We start from the raw sequence: 2,598 nt of genomic DNA, 5'->3' as shown, positions 1-2,598 counted from the left end.
GCCGATGTTCAGTTGTTGGATGTTTTAGACAAACTGGTGCCGGTGTTGAATGGTCGGATATTTCAAACAGGCCGGTGTCACCATTCAATAATTGGATATTTTAAACAGGTCGGTGCCGGTGTTCAATGGTGGGATATTTTAAAGAGGCCGGTGTCACCGTTGAATGGCCGAATATTTTAAACAGGTCGATGTCGGTGATTAGCTTCTGGATATTTTTGACAGACCGGCATTACCTGATAAATAGTAGATATTTTTGACAGACCGGCATCACCTTATAAATAGTAGATATTTTTGGCAGGCCGGCGTCTCTGTTGAATAGTTGAATCTGGTAGCGTCATCCACCGACCCGGAGATTTATTTGTGCCGGTGCCGGTGTAAAACATAATTTTTGCCAGCGTCTTTACAGAAAATTCGGTAGCTCCCCAAACTAACACCATCATTATTTTTACCGTTCACCTGAAAATTCTTATAAATTTACTCCCCGCTGGAAGATTGAGTGGCTACTAAATATTTTTTACTCCACGACGGGGATGAGATTTGGTTTAATAAAACTACTCTTCAATAGTGCTTGGGGTAAAAAAAATGAATGAAAGAGAGTGGTTCAATAGAATCAGACCTAACCAACGAATCAGCAAAATTATAAAGAATACAGATCCGACCCAACTCAATGCCATGCTGGGGGAACAACTAACAAGCTATCTAATGAAACGCATTCCCCTAGAAATCACTGAACTACCGACCAAAGATGAAGACTATAAACTCCACAACAAACAATTTGTTGATAGCTTCTGCCGGAAGTGGATACCCCGCTTATATGGCGTCACCAGTGAATATCCTCAATACCGCAATGCTTGCCTGTGTGAATTCATTCGCTGGTATGTTGTCTTTGGCATTCCCATAAACTATGACACCGTTAGAGATCATTGGTACTGGGAACCAGACGCTTGCGGTCATATACCAGACAAACTAAAAATTGTGGCCGGTTTTGCTGACATCCTCTACTCAATCCTTTGGGGTTTGGGATTCCGAATCCAGTACCGCATCCAAACTTTTTAATACTCCTCGGTAGAGACGTTTCGCCTGTACAGACGAACTGTTATCTTACTTTTCTCCTCTGGTAGAACGTCTCTACCCTCCCAAGCAATCCACAACAGCATCATCTCCAAAAAATTCTCCCCAACTTTCGGGTAAACTACTTGACAATTTTTCAGATAGTTTAATTTTTACTTTAATAACATCGCCCCAATAATATCCCCCAGAAATGGGTAGAAGGCTTGACAATTTTCTAAAAATATATAAAGCATAAAAAATAAAAAATTATCCCGCTATTTGAGGTAAACCCCTTGCCAGCTTTGGTTTCAGGGAGTTTTAATAAATATCAGCACTGAAACTGCGGTTCTGATCCGAAACGAATTGGGTTAGATATGGCAGCCAAGCAACTTTTATTGAAAGTTAGGGTCGCTTTTAGTAAAACTGAGCCAATTATACGGCAGAAGCTAATTAGAACCCGATTAGATGTCAATTGGAAGTGCGGTTTCCACTGTTTAACCTATTACCAGGAGGACATAAATAAATGGATGCCTAAATTACCGAGAGCAATTCTGTACAAATATGGGGGATTCAATAAAAGTCAGCTTTGCGATTTGCTGGATATTTCTTACGCCACCTTGAGAAAGTGGATAAGAGAATGCCAACTACCAATCGAAGAATATGACAGAGCAAACGAACCATTCTCATGCGTGGATGTTTTAACGATTATTTACGCATGGGTAGGAATTCAGGTTTTCTCGTACTCATACAACAAATACCGGACAAAGGTGGTGGATGCCGGCCATGCGAGATCCTTTGAAGTAGTGTTCAAAGAGAGGACAGGCGGAGGCGATTTAAAAACGGCATTAACTGCAATTCTCCCAGAGATAACTCATCCGGGCCATCAACAAGCCCTCAAATATTTACTAGACCATCTGAAGGAGCAAGAAAATGAGAATCGTAGAAATAGCAACGCATCTAAAAACGGACAAACTACAGATAGAACAAGCGTGTACAGTGCTTGGCCTGCAAGTTGATGGCAAAGGAAATATTGACCCCAGTTCCAAAGTTTTTGGAAATGCAATCGATGTAGCTAGTGTATTCACATCCCTGCAAGAACAATTGTTAAAAGCAAATGCTGACGGCAACAGTTACACACTGGTGGACATTGCTCAATGGATGGTCGATAGTTATACGGCCCCCCAACAAACCACCATTGAGAAACCACCAGCCTCCACAGACAAATTTACTTTAGATAAACATTTTGAGGAAACTTACGGTGTGAAGCCGGCTGAGTTAGTGGAGGGAAGCCGGCTGCATTTGCTGTATGAGAAGTTGAAAAGGGAACGGGGTACCGGCATCTATTTGTTAGGTGAAACTTATCGGATGTGGTTGGCGGAAGCAGAAGCAGCACAAGAAGGCCGGTTAGATATTGAGATAGAAGAGGGTGATGACGAAAAAAAAAGGGACCTCGCAGTATTGGCAACCGAAGATAAGCTGTTACGCACTTATAATGTATAATGAAAAAACAAATTTATGCAATTTATTAGGCCCGTCTATGCCAGCTAA

The 2,598-nt window shown here is 41.6% G+C and carries 5 protein-coding genes; 4 read left to right on the top strand and 1 reads right to left on the bottom strand.

Annotated features, from left to right (window positions below):
* Positions 1-180 (top strand): hypothetical protein (locus NG798_RS27390; RefSeq protein ID WP_261226884.1); only part of this gene is annotated, 180 nt, incomplete at its 5' end.
* A 92-nt stretch (positions 181-272) separates the two neighbouring features.
* On the opposite strand, the gene NG798_RS27385 is transcribed toward NG798_RS27390, so the two are convergent.
* The gene (locus tag NG798_RS27385) at positions 273-440 is read right to left on the bottom strand and encodes a hypothetical protein (protein WP_261226883.1); all 168 of its coding nucleotides are present in this window, start codon (positions 438-440) and stop codon (positions 273-275) included.
* A 142-nt stretch (positions 441-582) separates the two neighbouring features.
* Here NG798_RS27385 and NG798_RS27380 point away from each other — a divergent pair, with 142 nt between their 5' ends.
* From NG798_RS27380 to NG798_RS27370, 3 genes are all read left to right on the top strand, one after another.
* Entirely contained in the window at positions 583-1,056 is a 474-nt protein-coding gene (locus tag NG798_RS27380; RefSeq protein WP_261226882.1) for a hypothetical protein, read from the top strand.
* 521 nt (positions 1,057-1,577) lie between these two features.
* Entirely contained in the window at positions 1,578-2,066 is a 489-nt protein-coding gene (locus NG798_RS27375; RefSeq protein WP_261226881.1) for a hypothetical protein, read from the top strand.
* Positions 2,047-2,550 (top strand): hypothetical protein, encoded by a 504-nt coding sequence (locus tag NG798_RS27370; protein WP_261226880.1) that lies wholly within the window; start codon positions 2,047-2,049, stop codon positions 2,548-2,550. Before NG798_RS27375 ends, NG798_RS27370 begins: the two co-directional genes overlap by 20 nt.
* Positions 2,551-2,598: the final 48 nt, after the last annotated feature.

This window comes from Ancylothrix sp. D3o, assembly GCF_025370775.1.
GTDB lineage: Bacteria > Cyanobacteriota > Cyanobacteriia > Cyanobacteriales > Oscillatoriaceae > Ancylothrix.
The sequence above is the reverse complement of the archived record's forward strand: the minus strand, read 5'-3'. Positions and strand labels throughout refer to the sequence as shown.